This window comes from Aeromonas aquatilis (genome assembly GCF_054052405.1).
In genome coordinates this window covers 16,492-29,454 of the sequence record NZ_JBSTYP010000060.1, presented here as the reverse complement: position 1 = coordinate 29,454, position 12,963 = coordinate 16,492, and the positions used below count along the sequence as shown (strand labels likewise).

Below are 12,963 nucleotides of genomic sequence, written 5' to 3'. Positions count from 1 at the left end.
GAAAGGCTGGGGTATCCATGATGGTAGACCTCAAGGTGATGGCCTACTTCAAGCTTAGCCTTTCAACACGTAATTGGGACATAGCCTTTTTATTGTCTATTTTTTGTCAGCAAACCTAGAGGCGGCGCAGGCACCAGATGAAGTAAGCGCCCCCTAACAAGGTGGAGACCAGCCCGACCGGGACCTCCTGTGTAAAGAGGATCTGCTGGCCTAACCCATGAGCAAAAATGGCCAACGATGACAGCAATCAGCCCCTCTTTAATAGGCCAAACGGGGTTATCTGATGCCACCTCGGACATATAGATGCTCGAAGGAAGAAAACCGCAGAGGCATTATCCGGCCATCAAAAAACCCCATATGAAACCCAATTTTCAGCAATAGTACGCTCATCACAACAATGGTGGGTTTCATAAGAAAACCATCATTTAGTAAGAGATAGAGAGAGGCCGCAGAAAGATCGACGAGATGGAGCTGGTGGCATTATCTGACTGGATCCATTATCCCCAAGCTTTATCCATATTTATCCACACCCTTTGGCGGTAGAATCCGGCTTTCCGTTTCTTTGTCTGAAATCAGGATCCATTCCATGGCCAAACTCAATCTCGTCGTCGGCTCCATGCTGGGCGCCGCCGAATATGTCGCAGACCACGTCGCCAACCTGCTGGAACAGGCTGGCCACCAGACCCGGCTCCACAACCCGGCCAAGCTGGCAGAGGTGCTGGATGATGCGGGATCCATCCTGCTGGTGGTCACTTCCACCCATGGTGCCGGGGATGTGCCCGACAACCTGCAACCCTTCGCCAAGGATCTTGCCGAGCAGCATCCGGATCTTAATTCATTGAAATATGGCGTGATCGTCCTTGGCGACAGCAGTTATGACACCTTTTGCCAGGGTGGCAAGACGCTGGATCGGCTGCTGGCCGAGTGCGGTGCCAGCCGGATCGGCGAGCGGCTCGACATCGATGTGACCCAACACGAGATCCCCGAAGATGCCGCTGAAGTGTGGATCCGCGACTGGATGACGATGATCGCCTGATCAGCGTGCGGGAGATCCTGAAAAAAAGCTTGATCTCCCCACTTATCCCCAGATCGACTATCCACCATGTTATTAACAGATTGATCCGGGGGAGTTGTTCTACAAGGTTACCCACAACGCCCAGGGGTAATGTGTATAACTACAGTGTAAAGCTCTGCAAAACCTATAGTTATCCATGTATTAGATCCAGACCGACAGACCTCTGTGTATAAAAGTCCTGGTTATCCCCTCGTTCACTGGGCCAGGATCCAAGCTTTTCCACAAGCTAGGATCGTCCTTAAACTAATGATCTTTATGATCAAAAAGTGCTTATCAACAGAAAGGGCGGATCCTAATAAGAGATCCAGTAAAAGATCGATCTAAAGATCCTTAAGATCTAATTAGTGGATCCTCCCTTCATACTGAACGTTAAGTAGACGTTCCCCTCAGGACGCGAAACAGATAGAATGTTCCGCCCTTTAGCCCAGGCAAATAAAGATCTTCAGGCGTGCAGATCAAGGTGATCCCAATGCAATACCATGAACAATTTGATGTGATCGTCGTCGGTGGCGGTCATGCCGGAACCGAAGCAGCAACAGCGGCAGCCCGTATGGGCATGAACACCCTGTTGCTGACCCACAATATCGATACGCTGGGACACATGTCCTGTAATCCGGCGATCGGTGGGATCGGCAAGGGACACCTGGTCAGGGAAGTTGACGCACTCGGCGGGATCATGGCGCGTGCCATCGATCTTGGCGGGATCCAGTTCCGCACCCTCAACTCCTCCAAGGGCCCGGCAGTGCGAGCCACTCGTGCCCAGGCGGATCGCCTGCTCTACAAGGCCGTCGTTCGCCAGATGCTGGAGAACTACCCGAACCTGAAGATCTTCCAACAGGCCTGTGACGATCTGATCATGGACGGGGATCGTGTTGCCGGTGTGGTCACCCAGAGCGGGATCCGCATCAGCGGCAAGACAGTGGTGCTGACGGTCGGTACCTTCCTGAACGGTTTGATCCACATCGGGATGGAAAACTACAAGGGCGGCCGTGCCGGGGATCCTCCGTCGATCACCCTGGCTCAGCGCCTGCGTGAACTGCCGCTGCGCATCGATCGTCTCAAGACCGGTACGCCGCCGCGCATCGATGCCCGCAGCGTCGATTTCTCCGTGATGCAGGCCCAGCACGGCGACGATCCGCGTCCGGTCTTCTCGTTTATCGGCGATGCCAGCCAGCATCCCCGTCAGGTGCCCTGCTACGTCACCCACACCAACGAGCGTACCCACGAGGTGATCCGCAATAACCTGGATCGCAGCCCCATGTACGCCGGGGTGATCGAGGGGATCGGCCCGCGCTACTGCCCGTCGATCGAAGACAAGATCACCCGTTTCGCCGACAAGACTGCACACCAGATCTTTGTCGAGCCGGAAGGCCTGACCACCCACGAGCTTTACCCGAACGGGATCTCCACCAGCTTGCCGTTTGACGTGCAGGTGCAGATCGTCCGTTCCGTGCGCGGCTTCGAGAACGCTCACATCACCCGCCCCGGCTATGCCATCGAATATGATTTCTTCGATCCGCGGGATCTCAAGGCCAACATGGAGAGCAAGTGCATTCCAAACCTGTTCTTCGCTGGCCAAATCAACGGCACGACCGGTTACGAAGAGGCGGCGGCACAAGGCCTGATGGCCGGTCTGAACGCGGCCTTGCGTGCCCAGGACAAGGATCCCTGGAACCCGCGTCGGGATCAGGCCTACATGGGCGTGATGATGGATGATCTCTCCACTCTGGGGACCCGCGAGCCTTACCGCATGTTCACCAGTCGTGCCGAATATCGCCTGCTGCTGCGGGAAGACAACGCAGATATCCGCCTGACCGCCATCGGTCGCGAGCTGGGTCTGGTGGATGACGAGCGCTGGAGCAAATTCAACGCCAAGATGGAACAGGTCGAGCTGGAGCGTCAGCGCATGCGTTCAACCTGGATCCATCCGCAACATCCGTCACTGGAGGCAGTCAACGCCCTGGTCAACACCCCGCTAACCCGCGAACAGAGTCTGGAAGAGCTGCTGCGTCGCCCCGAGGTGACCTATGATGCGCTGATGGCCATCGAAGGGGTCGGCCCATCCGTGACCGATCCTGCCGCGGCCGAACAGGTTGAGATCCAGATCAAGTACGCCGGTTACATCGAGCGTCAGCACGATGAAGTGGAAAAGCAGCTGCGCAACGAGAACACCCTGCTGCCGCTGGATCTGGACTATCGCGAGGTGAACGGCCTCTCCAACGAGGTGAAAGCCAAGCTGAACGATGCCAAACCGCAGACCATTGGTCAGGCTTCCCGCATCTCCGGCATCACCCCGGCGGCCATCTCCATCCTGCTGGTTCACCTGAAAAAACACGGCCTGCTGCGTAAAACCGCCTGAGGATTCTTACCGTTGGAAAATATGCTGGAAAGATTGAACGGCCTGCTCATGCAGGCCGAAATTGTTATCACCGATACCCAAAAGAGCCAACTGGTGCAGTTGGTCGAGTTGCTGCACAAGTGGAACAAGGCTTACAATCTCACCTCGGTGCGAGATCCTGACGCCATGCTGGTCAAGCATATCCTCGATAGCCTGGTGGTAAGCCCCCACTTGCACGGTGAGCGCTTCATCGATGTGGGGACAGGTCCCGGCCTGCCGGGATTGCCGCTGGCGATCATCAATCCGGACAAGCAGTTCGTCCTGCTCGACAGTCTGGGCAAGCGGATCAACTTCATCCGTCAGGTGATCCAGGAGCTGGGTCTGACCAATGTGACGCCGGTCAAATCCCGGGTTGAAGAGTATCAACCCGAAGTGGGGTTTGATGGTGTACTGAGTCGGGCATTTGCCTCGCTGGAGGATATGCTGAGCTGGTGTCACCACCTGCCGTCAGAACAGGGCAGCTTCCTGGCTCTCAAGGGACAATATCCCGAGCAGGAGCTGGCCCAGTTGCCTGCCAATATCCGTCTGGTAGCCTGTCATGAGTTGCGGGTGCCGGAGCTGGAAGGCGAACGTCATCTGCTGGAATTCAAACATATCCAGCCCGAATAGGGTCGCAGTTTCATTTAGGGGATCGTGTGGGAAAAGTCATCGCCATAGCCAACCAGAAGGGTGGAGTGGGTAAAACCACCACCTGTGTGAATCTGGCCGCCTCCATGGCTGCCACCCGGCGTAAGGTGCTGGTGATCGATCTGGATCCGCAGGGCAATGCCACCATGGGCAGCGGTGTCGACAAGTATGACGTCGAGCGCACAGCCTATGAGCTGCTGATCGAGGATGCCCCCATCAGCGAAGTGATCATCCCCGAAACCACCGGGGGCTATCACCTGATTGCCGCCAACGCCGACGTGACCGCGGCCGAAATCCGTCTGATGGAATTTTTCGCCCGCGAAATCCGCCTGCGCAATGCGCTGGCTTCGGTGCGGGACAAATACGACTACGTCTTCATCGACTGCCCGCCCTCTCTCAACATGCTGACCGTGAACGCCATGGCCGCCGCCGACTCCGTGTTGGTGCCCATGCAGTGCGAATATTACGCGCTGGAGGGGCTCACCGCCCTGGTCGACACCATCAGCAAGCTGGCCGCTGTGGTCAATCCGGAGCTCAAGATCGAAGGGGTGCTGCGCACCATGTTCGATCACCGCAACCGGCTGGCTAATGATGTGTCCGATCAGCTAAAACAGCACTTTGGCGACAAAGTCTACCGCACCATCATTCCCCGCAACGTTAGACTGGCTGAGGCCCCGAGTTTCGGTGCCCCGGCCATGCACTATGACAAATCATCGGTGGGCGCCAAGGCCTACCTGGCACTGGCTGGCGAGATCCTGCGCCGCCAGGAGCAGGAACGTCAGGCGACCATCGCAGACCGAGAGAGCATATGACTCCGAAAAAACGTGGACTGGGCAAGGGGCTGGATGCCCTGCTCAGTACCAGCACGGCTGCCCGCCAGAAACAGGTGATGAGCGATCAACGTACTGAAGAGGCTATGCTTCCAGCCCATCAGACCGAGCTGCGCAAGCTGCCGGTGGAGTGGTTGCAGTCCGGCAAGTACCAGCCCCGCAAGGATATGTCCCAGGATGCACTGGAAGAGCTTGCCAACTCCATCCGCGCCCAGGGGGTGATCCAGCCCATCGTGGTACGCCCTCTCGGCGAACAATCCTTCGAAATCATAGCCGGTGAGCGGCGCTGGCGCGCGTCCCAGCTGGCGCGGCTCGAGGTGGTGCCCTGCATCGTCAAGGATGTACCCGACGAGGCTGCCGTCGCCATCGCGCTGATTGAGAATATTCAGCGGGAAGACCTCAATGCCATCGAAGAGGCGGTCGCTTTACAAAGACTGCTGACCGAATTCGAACTCACCCACCAGCAGGTGGCCGAGGCGGTGGGCAAGTCCCGCACCACGGTGACCAACCTGTTGCGTCTCAACCAGCTCAACGACGATGTGAAGCGTTTCGTCGAGCACGGCGACCTCGATATGGGCCATGCCCGTGCCCTGCTGGCCCTGAGCGGCCAGGCCCAGTCCGAACTGGCCAAGCTGGTCGCCCAGAAGGGACTGACCGTGCGCGATACCGAGAAGCTGGTGCAAAAGGCGCTGGAACCGGAAAAAGCCAGGGTCGAACCGGCTCGCGATCCGCAGATCGGCTACCTGGAGCGCCAACTGGCAGAAAAAATTGGCAATCAGGTGCAACTTCAGCCTGGCAAGCGGGATAGCGGGAAGTTAGTAATAAGTTACGAGAATTTGTCCGATTTGGACCGTATATTGGGCTGTTTTGGCGTGTCGGAATCGTGATTTTTACGCTTTTTGTAGTAATAAAACATCCATTCCTTTTGATATGGCCATAACCTTGATTTGCCGCTGAAAGCCGCAAAAATTAAGGATTTTTGTCATATTGCAATAGCTGCCCTCAAGGGTATAATTTGACCGGCTTTAAGAGCTGTTAACATGGGGTCTTCGGATCCCGATTTTTTACAGTTCTGTAATGTTCAGGGGTAGGTTGGTGAAGCGGAAATTAGCCTTGGAAGGTTTGACACTGGCCTTGGTTATGCTCGTTTGTCAGCTCATCCTGATCCTGGCGATGAGTGCCGTCTGGTTTTACCTGACAGGTGCCAGCGCCGGTTATTCCGCCCTCTACGGAGGGGGGATGTACTGGGTTCCTCAAGCCTTGTTTACTGTCTGGGTGCTGCGCCGCAAGGTGACAACCGAGAGTGTGGGCCTGGTTTTGCGGGACTTTTATGGTGGGGCTGGGATTAAGCTCATTTCGACCGCAGGTCTGTTTGCCCTGTTGTCTGGTGCGGGAGTCGAGGTCGTTACCGTCTCGTTTTTCGCCACTTATATCCTCGCCCTCGTTGTACAGTGGATGGTTTCATTCACGCTTAACAACCACTATTAGGAAAACTCATGTCTGCAACCGGAGAAGTCCTGACTCCTCAGGGATATATCTCCCACCACCTGACCCACCTTCAAGTCGGGTCCGGGTTCTGGACGGTCAATATCGACTCAATGGTATTTTCCGTCGTGCTAGGCGCCCTGTTTATCCTGCTTTTCCGCAAAGTAGCCGTTAACGCTACCAGCGGGGTGCCGGGTAAGCTGCAGTGCTTTGTGGAGATGCTGGTCGAGTTTGTGAATGGTAACGTCAAAGACATCTTTCACGGTCGCAACAAGGTCATCGCACCTTTGGGGCTGACGGTGTTTGTGTGGATCTTCCTGATGAACTTCATGGATCTGATCCCCGTTGACTTTATCCCTCACGCTGCACAATTGATGGGTATTCCCTATCTGCGTGTGGTTCCCTCTGCTGACGTTAACATCACCATGTCCATGGCTTTGGGCGTGTTCTTCTTGATCCTGTATTACAGCATCAAGGTCAAGGGTATCGGCGGGTTTGTGAAGGAGCTGACGCTTCAGCCTTTCAACCACCCGGCGGCCATCCCGGTTAACCTCATCCTGGAAACTGTTACGCTGATTTCCAAACCTGTTTCTCTGGGTCTTCGACTGTTCGGCAACATGTATGCTGGCGAACTGATCTTTATCCTTATTGCGGGTTTGTTACCCTGGTGGTCACAGTGGATCCTGTCCGTGCCTTGGGCAATTTTCCACATCCTGATCATCACTTTGCAGGCATTCATTTTCATGGTTCTGACCATCGTCTATCTGTCGATGGCGCAGGAAGACCATGGTTGATGCAACTCAAATAATCCTTTTTATACAATCAATTACATCTAAATAACTGGAGATCCTCATGGAAAACTTGAACATGGACCTGCTGTACATCGCTGCTGCAATGATGATGGGTCTGGCTGCTATCGGCGCTTCCATCGGTATCGGTATCCTGGGTGGCAAGTTCCTGGAAGGTGCTGCTCGTCAACCGGATCTGATCCCTGTTCTGCGTACCCAGTTCTTCATCGTAATGGGTCTGGTGGATGCGATCCCGATGATCGCCGTTGGTCTGGGTCTGTACGTGATGTTTGCGGTTGCTGGCTAAGTCATTACGACTCTCCAGGCATAACCCATTAACTAACTTAAGAGGACATCGGCTGTGAATATCAATGCCACCCTCCTCGGCCAAGCAATTGCTTTTTTCTTCTTCGTAGTGTTTTGCATGAAGTACGTATGGCCGCCGCTGATTGCTGCCATCGAAGCCCGTCAGAAAGCTATTGCTGACGGTCTCTCTTCTGCCGAACGTGCCAAGAAAGATCTGGATTTGGCCAAGGCCAACGCCACCGATCAGCTGAAAGAAGCCAAGCTGCAGGCTGCTGAAATCATTGAACAGGCTAACAAACGTAAAGCCCAGATCATTGATGAAGCTGCCGCTGGTGCCCAGTCTGAGCGGGAAAAAATCCTGGCTCAGGGCCGTGCCGAGATCGAAGCTGAACGTCATCGTGCCAAAGAAGAACTGCGTAAGCAGGTTGCTGCTCTTGCCATTGCTGGTGCAGAGAAGATCCTGGCGCGTCAAATCGACCAGGCTGCCAACAGCGACATCGTCGACAAACTGGTAGCAGAACTGTAACGGGAACGGGGCTATGTCTGAACTGACTACAATCGCTCGCCCCTACGCCAAGGCTGCTTTCGAGTTTGCCGTTGAGCACAAGGCGGTTGACCAGTGGCTGGGTATGCTCGGTTTCGCTGCGCAAGTAGTGGAAAACGAGACCATGCACAACCTGGTAAACGGCTCTGTGGCCGCCGAAGAGCTGGCAACGCTGTTTGTCGGTGTCTGCGGTGAGCAACTCGACGTGCATGGCCAGAACCTGATCCGGGTGATGGCCGAGAATGGTCGCTTGGGTGTGCTGCCGGCGGTCGTTGCTGAATTTGTAGCGTTCAAAGCTGAACTGGATAAAGAGGTTCAGGCTGACGTGATTTCGGCGATCGAACTGACCGACCAGCAGAAAGCCAATATTCAGGCTTCTCTGGAACAACGTCTCGCGCGCAAAGTGAAGCTGAATTGCAGCATCGATGCGTCCTTGATGGCCGGGGTGCTCATCAAGGCCGGTGATCTGGTAATCGACGGCACAGTCCGCGGTAAGCTGGATCGCATGGCTGACGCGCTGCAATCTTGATTGGGGTATTAGAGCATGCAACTGAATTCCACTGAAATCGCCGAGCTGATCAAGCAGCGCATTGCGCAGTTTGATGTAAAGAGCGAAGCGCGTAACGAAGGTACTATCGTCTCTGTGAGCGACGGTATCATTCGTATTCACGGCCTGGCTGATGCCATGCAGGGTGAGATGATCGAGCTGCCGGGCAACCGCTACGCTCTGGCATTGAACCTGGAGCGTGACTCCGTCGGTGCGGTGATTATGGGTTCCTATGACGGTCTGTCAGAAGGAATGAAAGTAAAAGGTACTGGCCGTATTCTGGAAGTGCCGGTAGGTCGTGGTCTGTTGGGCCGGGTGTTGAACACCCTGGGTCAGCCGATCGACGGTAAAGGTCCGATCGACAACGACGGCTTCTCGCCGATCGAAGTGATCGCACCGGGCGTTATCGAGCGTAAGTCTGTTGACCAGCCGGTCCAGACCGGTCTGAAAGCCATCGATGCCATGATCCCAATCGGTCGTGGCCAGCGTGAGCTGATCATCGGTGACCGTCAGGTTGGTAAGACCGCCATCGCGATCGACACCATCATCAACCAGAAAGATTCCGGCATTAAGTGTGTCTACGTTGCGATTGGCCAGAAGGCCTCCACCATCGCCAACGTGGTGCGCAAGCTGGAAGAGCACGGTGCCCTGGCCAACACCATCGTGGTGGTTGCCTCTGCCTCCGAAGCGGCTGCTCTGCAGTACCTGGCTCCGTATGCCGGTTGCTCCATGGGTGAGTACTTCCGTGACCGCGGTGAAGACGCGCTGATCATCTATGATGACCTGTCCAAGCAGGCCGTAGCTTATCGCCAGATCTCCCTGCTGCTGCGCCGTCCACCAGGACGTGAAGCTTACCCGGGTGACGTTTTCTATCTGCACTCCCGTCTGCTGGAGCGTGCTGCTCGCGTTAACGCCGAGTACGTAGAGAAGTTCACCAATGGTGCCGTGAAAGGCCAGACCGGTTCTTTGACCGCGCTGCCGATCATCGAAACCCAGGCGGGTGACGTATCTGCGTTCGTTCCGACCAACGTGATCTCCATCACCGATGGTCAGATCTTCCTGACTTCACAGCTGTTCAACTCCGGTATTCGTCCGGCGGTTGACCCGGGTATCTCCGTATCCCGTGTAGGTGGTGCTGCTCAGACCAAGATCGTCAAGAAGCTGTCCGGTGGTATCCGTACCGCGCTGGCCCAGTATCGCGAACTGGCTGCATTCGCCCAGTTCTCTTCCGATCTGGACGAGGCGACTCGCAAGCAGCTGGATCACGGTGTGAAAGTGACCGAGCTGATGAAGCAGAAGCAGTACTCTCCGCTGAGCGTGGCTCACCAGTCTCTGGTGCTGTTCGCCGCCGAGAAAGGCTATCTCTCCGATGTCGAGCTGAACAAAATCGTCGACTTCGAAGCCGCTCTGCTCTCTTACGCCAATACCCAGCATGCCGAGCTGATGGCTGAAATCAATGCCAAAGCCGACTACAACGACGCGATCGTTGGCAAGCTGACTGCGTTGCTGGATAGCTTCAAAGCAACCCAGACCTGGTAAGCGTGTGTGGCAGCGTGAGCTGCCACTTGATGGAGAGTAAGAGATGGCCGGCGCAAAAGAGATACGTAACAAGATCGGGAGTGTGAAAAACACTCAGAAGATCACCGGCGCTATGGAAATGGTGGCAGCAAGCAAAATGCGCCGTGCGCAGGAACGCATGTCTGCCAGCCGTCCGTACGCTGAAACCATGCGCAAGGTGATCGGCCATATCGCTCAGGGGAACTTGGAATACAAGCACCCCTACCTCATCGAACGTGAGGTCAAGCGAGTGGGTTACATCGTCGTCTCCACCGACCGTGGCCTGTGTGGTGGTCTGAACATCAACCTGTTCAAGGCTGCCCTCAATGATATGAAGCAATGGAGCGCGAAAGGTGCCAAGGTTGACCTGGCATTGATCGGTAACAAGGCCTCCAACTTCTTTGAACGGCACGGCGCCAAGGTTAAAGCTCATGTCGCAGGACTGGGCGATAGTCCGAGCGTCAATGACCTGATTGGTTCAGTCAAGGTCATGCTGAAGGCTTACGACAACGGTGAGATTGACAAGCTGTATCTGGTGTACAACAAGTTCGTCAACACCATGGTGCAGCAACCACGGGTCGATCAACTGCTGCCTTTGCCCGTAACTGAAGACAGCAAGCTCGCCAAGAAACACCACTGGGATTACCTCTATGAGCCGGATCCCAAGAAGCTGCTGGATACCCTGCTGGTTCGCTACGTCGAATCTCAGGTTTACCAGGGTGTAGTGGAAAACTTGGCAAGTGAACAGGCAGCCCGAATGGTTGCCATGCAAGCCGCGACTGACAACGCCGGTAACCTGATTAACGATCTGCAACTGGTATACAACAAGGCCCGTCAGGCCAGTATTACCCAGGAGCTGACAGAGATCGTATCCGGTGCTGCTGCGGTGTAAGGCAAGGGTTATCAAAGGTTTAGAGGATTTGACATGAGTAACGGTTTCATCGTCCAAATCATCGGCGCTGTGGTGGACATCGAGTTCCCGCAGAATGCCGTGCCCCAGGTGTACGATGCACTGAAGGTCGTTAGCGAAGGTCAAGGCCAGGGTCTGGTGCTGGAAGTTCAGCAACAGATCGGTGGCGGCGTCGTTCGTTGCATCACCATGGGCTCCTCCGACGGTCTGCGTCGTGGGTTGGAAGTAGTGAATAGCGGTAAATCCATCCAGGTTCCGGTCGGTACTGCGACTCTGGGTCGGATCATGAACGTACTGGGTGAGCCAATCGACGAAAAAGGTCCGATCGGTGAAGAAGAGTGCTGGTCTATCCACCGCGCTGCCCCCAGCTACGAAGATCAGTCCAACAGCAACGATCTGCTGGAAACCGGCATCAAGGTTATCGACCTGGTATGCCCGTTCGCCAAGGGTGGTAAGGTTGGTCTGTTCGGTGGTGCCGGTGTAGGCAAAACCGTAAACATGATGGAGCTGATCCGTAACATCGCGATCGAGCACAGTGGTTACTCTGTGTTCGCCGGTGTAGGTGAGCGTACCCGTGAGGGTAACGACTTCTACCACGAGATGATGGAGTCCAACGTACTGGACAAAGTATCTCTGGTTTACGGTCAGATGAACGAGCCGCCCGGAAACCGTCTGCGCGTTGCGCTGACCGGCCTGACCATGGCCGAGAAGTTCCGTGACGAAGGTCGTGACGTGCTGTTCTTTGTGGACAACATCTACCGTTACACCCTGGCCGGTACTGAAGTATCCGCACTGCTGGGCCGTATGCCTTCCGCAGTAGGTTACCAGCCGACCCTGGCCGAGGAGATGGGTGTTCTGCAAGAACGTATCACCTCCACCAAGACCGGTTCCATCACCTCCGTACAGGCCGTTTACGTTCCTGCGGATGACTTGACTGACCCGTCTCCGGCGACCACCTTCGCCCACCTGGATGCGACCGTCGTACTGTCCCGTCAAATCGCGGCACTGGGTATCTACCCGGCCGTTGACCCGCTGGACTCTACCTCTCGTCAGCTGGATCCGCTGGTGGTTGGCAAAGAGCACTACGAGACCGCTCGTGGCGTTCAGACCGTACTGCAGCGCTACAAAGAGCTGAAGGACATCATCGCCATCCTGGGTATGGATGAACTGTCAGAAGAAGATAAACTGACCGTAGCCCGTGCCCGTAAGATCGAGCGTTTCCTGTCCCAGCCGTTCTTCGTAGCAGAAGTGTTTACCGGTTCTCCGGGTAAATACGTGCCGCTGAAAGAGACCATCCGTGGTTTCCAGGGCATCCTGAAAGGCGAGTATGACGATCTGCCCGAGCAGGCGTTCTACATGGTTGGCGGTATCGACGAAGTCGTCGAGAAATCCAAGAAACTGTAAGCCTCGACAGGAGGGCCCATGGCAGAGATGATCTCCTTTCACCTGGATGTGGTGAGCGCCGAAGGAAAACTGTTTTCCGGTCGCGTGCAAACTGCTCAGGTATCAGGCTCCGAAGGTGAGTTGGGTCTCCGCCACGGTCATGCTCCGTTGCTGACTGCCATCAAGCCGGGCCTGGTCCGCTTGGTGAAGCAGAACGGAACTGAAGAGGTGCTGTACATCTCCGGCGGTATGCTGGAAGTACAACCTGAATCCGTGACCGTGCTGGCGGACACTGCGATTCGTGCTGACGATTTGGATGAGGCGAAAGCCCAGGAAGCCAAGCGCGCAGCCGAAGAGCGGATCCACAGCTCCCATGGTGATATCGACTACGCCCAGGCCGCCACCGAGCTGGCCAAGGCGATGGCTCAACTGCGAGTCATCGATATCGTCAAAAAGAATTACCGCTAATAACGGTGATGTAAAAAGCGACCTTCGGGTCGCTTTTTTTTTACC

General features: G+C 55.6%; 14 protein-coding genes. All 14 read left to right on the top strand.

The annotated features are described in order from the left end of the window. Window positions 1–586 precede the first annotated feature (586 nt). Complete coding sequence (mioC, locus tag ACW5W8_RS19560; protein WP_498629716.1) at window positions 587–1,036, top strand: FMN-binding protein MioC; 450 nt, start codon at window positions 587–589, stop codon at window positions 1,034–1,036. 508 nt (window positions 1,037–1,544) lie between these two features. Next, on the top strand, window positions 1,545–3,434 hold the full coding sequence (gene mnmG, locus ACW5W8_RS19555; RefSeq protein ID WP_498629714.1) for a tRNA uridine-5-carboxymethylaminomethyl(34) synthesis enzyme MnmG: 1,890 nt from the start codon (window positions 1,545–1,547) through the stop codon (window positions 3,432–3,434). 21 nt (window positions 3,435–3,455) lie between these two features. Beyond that, window positions 3,456–4,082: a 16S rRNA (guanine(527)-N(7))-methyltransferase RsmG gene (gene rsmG, locus ACW5W8_RS19550; protein WP_493375657.1), complete on the top strand. Its 627-nt coding sequence runs from the start codon at window positions 3,456–3,458 to the stop codon at window positions 4,080–4,082. Window positions 4,083–4,108: 26 nt separating this feature from the next. Continuing rightward, window positions 4,109–4,912: a ParA family protein gene (locus ACW5W8_RS19545; RefSeq protein ID WP_005357226.1), complete on the top strand. Its 804-nt coding sequence runs from the start codon at window positions 4,109–4,111 to the stop codon at window positions 4,910–4,912. Next, window positions 4,909–5,817, top strand: coding sequence for a ParB/RepB/Spo0J family partition protein (locus ACW5W8_RS19540; protein WP_498629711.1), 909 nt, complete (start codon window positions 4,909–4,911; stop codon window positions 5,815–5,817). The genes ACW5W8_RS19545 and ACW5W8_RS19540 overlap by 4 nt, the downstream gene beginning before the upstream one ends. Window positions 5,818–6,007: 190 nt before the next feature. After that, window positions 6,008–6,418, top strand: a complete 411-nt coding sequence (locus ACW5W8_RS19535; protein WP_498629709.1) for an ATP synthase subunit I — start codon at window positions 6,008–6,010, stop codon at window positions 6,416–6,418. Window positions 6,419–6,426: 8 nt separating this feature from the next. Continuing rightward, window positions 6,427–7,209, top strand: a complete 783-nt coding sequence (atpB, locus tag ACW5W8_RS19530) for a F0F1 ATP synthase subunit A (protein WP_005339335.1) — start codon at window positions 6,427–6,429, stop codon at window positions 7,207–7,209. Between the two features lie 58 nt (window positions 7,210–7,267). After that, window positions 7,268–7,510: a F0F1 ATP synthase subunit C gene (gene atpE / locus ACW5W8_RS19525; protein WP_005307205.1), complete on the top strand. Its 243-nt coding sequence runs from the start codon at window positions 7,268–7,270 to the stop codon at window positions 7,508–7,510. A gap of 54 nt (window positions 7,511–7,564) precedes the next feature. Then, window positions 7,565–8,035 (top strand): F0F1 ATP synthase subunit B, encoded by a 471-nt coding sequence (gene atpF / locus ACW5W8_RS19520; RefSeq protein WP_005339336.1) that lies wholly within the window; start codon window positions 7,565–7,567, stop codon window positions 8,033–8,035. A 13-nt stretch (window positions 8,036–8,048) separates the two neighbouring features. Then, window positions 8,049–8,582: a F0F1 ATP synthase subunit delta gene (atpH, locus tag ACW5W8_RS19515; RefSeq protein ID WP_005339341.1), complete on the top strand. Its 534-nt coding sequence runs from the start codon at window positions 8,049–8,051 to the stop codon at window positions 8,580–8,582. Window positions 8,583–8,597: 15 nt separating this feature from the next. Then, on the top strand, window positions 8,598–10,139 hold the full coding sequence (gene atpA, locus ACW5W8_RS19510) for a F0F1 ATP synthase subunit alpha (RefSeq protein WP_302247033.1): 1,542 nt from the start codon (window positions 8,598–8,600) through the stop codon (window positions 10,137–10,139). Between the two features lie 43 nt (window positions 10,140–10,182). Then, a complete protein-coding gene (atpG, locus tag ACW5W8_RS19505; RefSeq protein WP_005339343.1) occupies window positions 10,183–11,049 on the top strand; it encodes a F0F1 ATP synthase subunit gamma in 867 nt (288 codons plus the stop codon). A 33-nt stretch (window positions 11,050–11,082) separates the two neighbouring features. Then, window positions 11,083–12,471, top strand: a complete 1,389-nt coding sequence (gene atpD, locus ACW5W8_RS19500) for a F0F1 ATP synthase subunit beta (protein ID WP_005339344.1) — start codon at window positions 11,083–11,085, stop codon at window positions 12,469–12,471. Between the two features lie 18 nt (window positions 12,472–12,489). Further along, window positions 12,490–12,918: a F0F1 ATP synthase subunit epsilon gene (locus ACW5W8_RS19495; RefSeq protein WP_005342354.1), complete on the top strand. Its 429-nt coding sequence runs from the start codon at window positions 12,490–12,492 to the stop codon at window positions 12,916–12,918. Window positions 12,919–12,963: the final 45 nt, after the last annotated feature.

What these genes read in the sequence shown, in the direction of transcription:
- rsmG (WP_493375657.1), top strand. Translation starts at nt 3,456, where the DNA reads ATGCTGGAAAGATTGAACGGCCTGCTCATGCAGGCCGAAATTGTTATC.
- atpE (WP_005307205.1), top strand. Translation starts at nt 7,268, where the DNA reads ATGGAAAACTTGAACATGGACCTGCTGTACATCGCTGCTGCAATGATG.
- mioC (WP_498629716.1), top strand. Translation starts at nt 587, where the DNA reads ATGGCCAAACTCAATCTCGTCGTCGGCTCCATGCTGGGCGCCGCCGAA.
- atpG (WP_005339343.1), top strand. Translation starts at nt 10,183, where the DNA reads ATGGCCGGCGCAAAAGAGATACGTAACAAGATCGGGAGTGTGAAAAAC.
- atpH (WP_005339341.1), top strand. Translation starts at nt 8,049, where the DNA reads ATGTCTGAACTGACTACAATCGCTCGCCCCTACGCCAAGGCTGCTTTC.
- atpA (WP_302247033.1), top strand. Translation starts at nt 8,598, where the DNA reads ATGCAACTGAATTCCACTGAAATCGCCGAGCTGATCAAGCAGCGCATT.
- atpD (WP_005339344.1), top strand. Translation starts at nt 11,083, where the DNA reads ATGAGTAACGGTTTCATCGTCCAAATCATCGGCGCTGTGGTGGACATC.
- ACW5W8_RS19495 (WP_005342354.1), top strand. Translation starts at nt 12,490, where the DNA reads ATGGCAGAGATGATCTCCTTTCACCTGGATGTGGTGAGCGCCGAAGGA.
- mnmG (WP_498629714.1), top strand. Translation starts at nt 1,545, where the DNA reads ATGCAATACCATGAACAATTTGATGTGATCGTCGTCGGTGGCGGTCAT.
- atpB (WP_005339335.1), top strand. Translation starts at nt 6,427, where the DNA reads ATGTCTGCAACCGGAGAAGTCCTGACTCCTCAGGGATATATCTCCCAC.
- ACW5W8_RS19540 (WP_498629711.1), top strand. Translation starts at nt 4,909, where the DNA reads ATGACTCCGAAAAAACGTGGACTGGGCAAGGGGCTGGATGCCCTGCTC.
- ACW5W8_RS19535 (WP_498629709.1), top strand. Translation starts at nt 6,008, where the DNA reads ATGTTCAGGGGTAGGTTGGTGAAGCGGAAATTAGCCTTGGAAGGTTTG.